7 protein-coding genes and 1 pseudogene are annotated in these 5013 nt (G+C 47.1%); 1 reads left to right on the forward strand and 7 read right to left on the reverse strand.

Annotation, left to right across the window (positions count from 1 at the left end; genetic code table 11):
• Window positions 1-185 precede the first annotated feature (185 nt).
• The 3 genes and pseudogenes from ACXAC1_RS19865 to ACXAC1_RS19875 form a co-directional block, all read right to left on the reverse strand.
• Complete coding sequence (locus tag ACXAC1_RS19865; protein WP_475063945.1) at window positions 186-866, reverse strand: redox-sensing transcriptional repressor Rex; 681 nt, start codon at window positions 864-866, stop codon at window positions 186-188.
• 142 nt (window positions 867-1008) lie between these two features.
• A pseudogene (locus tag ACXAC1_RS19870) lies at window positions 1009-1110 on the reverse strand (cyclic pyranopterin monophosphate synthase MoaC); the annotation flags it as partial.
• A gap of 1 nt (window position 1111) precedes the next feature.
• Window positions 1112-1366 carry a cyclic pyranopterin monophosphate synthase MoaC gene (locus ACXAC1_RS19875; RefSeq protein ID WP_475063947.1) on the reverse strand — a complete coding sequence of 85 codons (255 nt, stop codon included), beginning with the start codon at window positions 1364-1366 and terminating at the stop codon, window positions 1112-1114.
• A 179-nt stretch (window positions 1367-1545) separates the two neighbouring features.
• Here ACXAC1_RS19875 and abc-f point away from each other — a divergent pair, with 179 nt between their 5' ends.
• Window positions 1546-3474, forward strand: coding sequence for a ribosomal protection-like ABC-F family protein (gene abc-f / locus ACXAC1_RS19880; protein WP_475063948.1), 1929 nt, complete (start codon window positions 1546-1548; stop codon window positions 3472-3474).
• 460 nt (window positions 3475-3934) lie between these two features.
• Here abc-f and ACXAC1_RS19885 read toward each other — a convergent pair whose 3' ends face one another.
• From ACXAC1_RS19885 to ACXAC1_RS19900, 4 genes are read right to left on the reverse strand one after another with little or no spacing between them, the layout of a single operon-like run.
• Window positions 3935-4144, reverse strand: a complete 210-nt coding sequence (locus ACXAC1_RS19885) for a hypothetical protein (protein WP_475063956.1) — start codon at window positions 4142-4144, stop codon at window positions 3935-3937.
• Window positions 4145-4163: 19 nt separating this feature from the next.
• Complete coding sequence (locus ACXAC1_RS19890) at window positions 4164-4499, reverse strand: hypothetical protein (protein WP_475063950.1); 336 nt, start codon at window positions 4497-4499, stop codon at window positions 4164-4166.
• A complete protein-coding gene (locus tag ACXAC1_RS19895; protein ID WP_475063952.1) occupies window positions 4480-4671 on the reverse strand; it encodes a hypothetical protein in 192 nt (63 codons plus the stop codon). The genes ACXAC1_RS19890 and ACXAC1_RS19895 overlap by 20 nt, the downstream gene beginning before the upstream one ends.
• Window positions 4656-4961 (reverse strand): hypothetical protein, encoded by a 306-nt coding sequence (locus ACXAC1_RS19900; RefSeq protein WP_475063954.1) that lies wholly within the window; start codon window positions 4959-4961, stop codon window positions 4656-4658. Before ACXAC1_RS19900 ends, ACXAC1_RS19895 begins: the two co-directional genes overlap by 16 nt.
• Window positions 4962-5013 lie beyond the last annotated feature (52 nt).

Consider the following 5013-nt stretch of genomic DNA (forward strand, 5'->3'; position numbering starts at 1 on the left):
ACCATATCAGGACGACCATCATCATGCCGGTGCTTGGAAGGATACCGCCCCTCATATCCAGCAACCCAACTTTCATAGTCGCCTTTTTCAAGCGGTCTGATCATTAACCTTTCTGTTTCTGAACCAACCGTGAACGTTTCCAAATCTTCTTCCCCCTAAAAAAAGAGTGAGAAACCAAAATGATTTCACACTCTTTTGTCTTTCTTATTGGTCTTCCTCCACTTCCTCTTCGTTTCAGTGGATAATGCTTCAGGGAATAGACGAGAGCCTGCGCGCTCGATTGCGAGGTCGATATGATGGACCCTTACATTTGACGGCACGCTGATTCTCGCTGGAGTAAAGTTGAGAATCCCGGAGATTCCCGCTTGCACAAGCCTGTCCGCAATGCCTTGAGCGGCAGATGACGGGACCGTGAGAATGGCCACAGAAATGTCCCCGAGCTTTTCTTCTAGATCGTCAATGTGTTCAACACCGACGCCACCGACCTCAGAACCGATTCGCTCCTCGTTCGCATCAAAGGCGATTTCAATTTTCGTATTGTTATTTTTCGTGAAGTTATAGTTCAAAAAGGCCGTCCCAAGATTTCCGACACCGATCAACGCGACACGTGTCGTCTCATCCTGGTCGAGTGTTTTTCTGAAAAAGGAAAGCAAATACTCGACGTTGTAGCCGTACCCTTTTTTTCCGAGCGCTCCGAAATAAGAAAAGTCACGTCGGATTGTCGCTGAATCGACTTTGACCGCATCGCTCAGTTCTTTCGAAGACACCCGCAATTTGCCTTGAGTATGAAGGTTGTTCAAAAAGCGATAATAGAGCGGCAGCCGCTTCGCTGTCGCCTGTGGAATCTTCGTTTGTTCGATATCCATTAGCACCGGACTCCTTTACCTGTTTCTCGTGTAGTCGCCGTTCTTCCCGCCTGTTTTCTCTTTCAAATAGGTCGGGCCGACTGACCATTCCTTTATCTAACGCTTTGCACATATCGTAAACCGTAAGGGCTGTGGCTGAAGCTGCCGTTAGCGCTTCCATTTCCACCCCCGTACTTCCCTTCGTTTTGACCGAAACCTCGATGTGTAGAACCGGCTGGGCTGATGTTTCCCAATCGAAGGACACATCAATGCCTTTCAATGATCAGGGGTGACACATCGGAATCCAGTCGGACGTTTTTTTCGCTGCCATGATCCCTGCGACCTGGGCGACGGAAAGCACGTCCCCCTTTTCCGATTTCGTGGTTGGTGATTTTATGATAAATCTCTTCGTTCACTTGTACGCTTGTTGCTGCTACGGCCGTCCGTACAGAATCCTTTTTTTCTGTGATGTCCACCATACGGGCGCGACCCTGGTCATTAAAATGACTGAATTCCGCCATTTTCTCCTACCCCTTTTAATAACAAAATCGTTACTGTACTGATTGAAACACTACTCTTATTCTACCAAAAAATCAAACGTTAGTCGTTAAAGATTTCACATACTTAAAGAGCATTGTGTTGCTAGGGGACGCGCGTATGAGATACACTGATTTTATTGAGGTGAAACGACATGATTCTCATGCAATTGAACCAATTGACGAAGCGTTTCGGCGCCGAGTTGATTTTATCGAATATCAAATTGGAAGTGCAGATGAACGACCGGATTGCCATCGTCGGTCGAAACGGAGCAGGAAAATCAACCTTGCTCAAAATGATGGCTGGAGAAATGAGCCACGATGAAGGCGACATTTTCAAACCCAAAGAAACAACGATCGGCTACCTGGCTCAGAATACAGGGCTGCAGTCTGAGGAAACCATTTGGAACGAGATGGAGAAGGTGTTCACCCACCTGAAAGACTTGGAGAAAGAACTCCGCAACATGGAAGTCCAAATGGCGGACCCTGACCTGCTCGAGGACCAGAAACGGTACCAGCAGCTGTTAACGGATTACGACCGCAAGCAGGAATACTTCAAGACCGCTGGCGGATATCAGTACGAAGCAGATATCCGCGGCGTCCTGAATGGACTGAACTTCAAAAACTTCAGCTGGGATACACCGATCAACTCCTTGAGTGGTGGTCAGAAAACTCGTTTAGCTTTAGGAAAGCTGCTGCTTACGAGCCCTGATGTCCTTATTCTCGATGAGCCGACCAACCACCTGGACATTGATACGCTAAGCTGGCTTGAAGGGTATTTGCAAGGCTATCAGGGGGCCGTCGTCATCGTATCCCACGACCGCTACTTCCTGGACAAGATCGTCAATACCGTATACGAAATCGCTTTTCAATCATCAAAGAGATACCACGGCAACTACAGCGATTATTTGAAAAAGAAAGAAGCGGATTACGAGCAGGAACTCAAACGTTTTGAAAAGCAGCAGGAAGAAATTAAGCGGATGGAAGATTTCATCCAGAAGAACATCGTTCGCGCGACGACAAGTAAGCGAGCGCAAAGCCGCCGCAAGCAGTTGGAGAAAATGGACAAGCTTGAAAAGCCTAAGGACGACAGCCAATCAGCGAAGTTCAGCTTTCAGACGGCGAAACGAAGCGGCAACGACGTCTTGAAGCTGCGCAACTATGCGTTCCGCTATAATGACAGCAACGACTACCTTTTCGACAACGTGTCACTAGACTTGAATCGTGGCGATTCTGTTGCGCTCGTCGGACCGGATGGGGTCGGAAAGACAACATTATTGAAGACACTCACTGGGGACTTGGAACAGTCGAAAGGCGAAAAGCTGATTGGAACGAACGTACAAATCGGCTATTACGACCAGGAACAGACGAAGCTGAATTCAGCAAAAACCGTCTTGAACGAGCTCTGGGACGAATATCCGATGAAAAACGAAAAAGATATCCGCACCATCCTCGGCAACTTCCTTTTCTCAGGGGAGGATGTGCTGAAGCCTGTTTCTGCGCTCAGCGGGGGCGAGAAAGCAAGGCTGTCTCTAGCGAAACTGATGATGCAGGAAGCGAACTTCTTAATTCTCGACGAGCCGACCAACCACCTGGACCTCGACAGCAAAGAAGTGCTGGAGGCAGCACTTGTGGATTATCCGGGTACCCTGTTGTTCGTTTCTCACGACCGTTACTTTATCAACAAGATTGCGACACAAGTTGTGGAAATGAATCCTGAAGAGACACGGTTGTTTCTTGGTGACTATGACTATTATGTTGATAAGAAACAGGAAGAATTCGAGCTGCAGCAAATCGAAGAAGCCGAACGTCTGCAGAATGAACCGAAGCAGCAGGAATTGCAGCAAAAGAACAGTTTCGAAGAAGACAAAGCCGCAAAGCGTGAAGAACGGAAGAAAAACCGGCGCATAGCGGAGATCGAAGAAGAAATCGAACAGCTGGAAGCAAGACTCGAAGAAAACGAAGAACTCCTCTGTGACCCTGACATTTATCAGGACCACGAACGATCATTGGAAATCACCGAGGACAACAGCCAACTCCAAACCAAACTCGAAGCCCTCATGGAAGAATGGGAAACCCTCCACGATTCATGACAGGCAAAAACAGGTGTACCAGGTCATCCAAAATATGGATGACCTGGTACACCATTTTTTTCCACATCAACGTTTGTTCATTTGTTTACATTGGTCATTTTCCAGTTTTTAAGAGTGATTAGCGAACATGCATAAGCGTGTATGAGGGGGTATTAAGTATCCACATAGTTTTCAACACTTGAATGGCTTGATTAACAGTTTTCAACAGGGTTATGCACATTATCCACAGAATAACTCTTGTTTATCCACAAAAATGGTACCGTTTTCTTTTCCCATTCCACTTATCCACTGTTAATTTGTCCACTGCATGTTTATACACATGTGGATAGTTGTTCAGCCTTGTGAAGAATATCCTCATTTATTCACATCCCCCAAGAAAAGGGAAAAGCTCTCCTTAACTACAAAGGAGAGCTTGGATCGTTCCTGTTCACGATCTTATTTTTTTCGTGCACCATAAAGTTCAAGATCCAGATCCTGGATTGGCATTCAAATCCCATTCAGACCGATGATCCTGGTTGTACGCAACGGCTCCTGCAGCAGCAATCATTGCGGCATTATCTGTACACAAATGAAGTGGTGGAATAAGCAGGTCCGTTTCACTATCTTCGAACTTCTCTTTAAGGGCTGCTCTTAATCCCTTATTGGCAGCTACACCACCAGCCACGATCATTTGTTTCACACCATACTCCTCAGCAGCTTGGTATGCCTTTGTGGATAACACGTCCACTACACTTAGCCTGAAAGCTTGCCGCGACATCTTCAGGTTTCAAATATTCGTCTCGCTGCTTCGCTTTGTGAAGCCGGTTGATGACCGCTGATTTCAATCCGCTGAAACTGAAATCATAAGACCCTTCTTCAAGCCAGGCACGAGGAAAATCGATGGTCTCCTCCCCTTCTCGAGCGAGGCGGTCAATCTGTGGTCCACCAGGGTATGGAAGCTTCAATGTACGAGCGACTTTGTCATACGCTTCCCCAGCAGCATCGTCCCGTGTTTCTCCAATGATTTCATAAGATCCGTGCTCCACGCATCACCACAAGCTCTGTGTGTCCGCCTGAAACGACAAGGGAAAGCAGTGGAAATTCAAATTCCTTTTCCAATCGGTTCGCATAAATGTGACCCGCAATATGGTGGACGCCGACGAGCGGCTTTTGTTTCGCAAAAGCGATGGACTTGGCTGCATTTACGCCGACAAGCAAGCGCGCCTACAAGTCCCAGGTCCTTCTGTTACGGCAATGGCATCCATTTCCTCAATCGTCATCCCTGCATCCTCCAGCGCTTCTTCCAGAGTGATTGTCATCTGCTCGATATGGTGTCTGGAGGCAATTTCGGGGACGACACCGCCAAAACGCTTATGACTTTCAATTTGTGAAGCGACAATGTTCGTGATCAGTTCTGTTTCGTTTTTCACAATAGCGACGGCCGTTTCATCACAGCTCGTCTCAATTGCTAAAATGTATTGATCTTCCAGGTGCTGATCTCTTGACACTGCACGAGGAACTTAACCTTAGCAATACGTAACGAACGAAGTAGAATAACAT

It is taken from the genome of Marinomonas sp. AWM4_232, from assembly GCF_056158325.1.